Genomic DNA, 564 nt, shown 5'->3' on the forward strand with positions numbered 1-564 from the left:
GCTTATCGTGGTCCACGCTATTCACAATCAGAGGTTTATTACTGGATACATCGTTGGGATAGTGCCAATTTTGATCAAGGTATTCTTAATCTCAATGGTAAAAAGGAAGAACTATTACCTATATTAGGTCAGTTTGGTAATGATAATCGTATCGTGTCCTATACTGGAATTTGGGTTCCTTTTAATTTTGAGGGTCTAGGCAAAGAGCTGAAAAAGGGACAGGAATTTCCTGAAGAGGGTGAGCACGAAAGACAAAGTGGTCGCATTTCCAGTAAGCTTGCGGTATGGAAACTTGCAAAACGTGAGGATGGCGGACCTGTTTTATTGCCGAATCCTTTTTAAGTTTTTGTGAATGGACTAAACATCAATGTACACCATAGAAATTCAAACACCTTCCGAAGCAGAACTTCTAGAACAACTACAACTCGCTGAACGTGAACTACTCATGTTAGATAAAGATGATCAGGTCTTATCTCAACTTTCTCTGACCATTCAAATCTATTATAACAATGGTGGAAATGATGAGGGTAAACAGAAAGTTTTAGACTTAATCGACAAATTTAA

General features: G+C 37.9%; 2 pseudogenes. Both read left to right on the forward strand.

Annotated features, from left to right (window positions below):
- Positions 1–342 (forward strand): annotated as a pseudogene (locus tag F960_RS22615) (type VI immunity family protein); the annotation flags it as partial.
- Between the two features lie 25 nt (positions 343–367).
- Positions 368–564, forward strand: a pseudogene (locus F960_RS05555) (type VI immunity family protein); the annotation flags it as partial.

The organism is Acinetobacter gerneri DSM 14967 = CIP 107464 = MTCC 9824, assembly GCF_000368565.1.
Classification (GTDB): domain Bacteria; phylum Pseudomonadota; class Gammaproteobacteria; order Pseudomonadales; family Moraxellaceae; genus Acinetobacter; species Acinetobacter gerneri.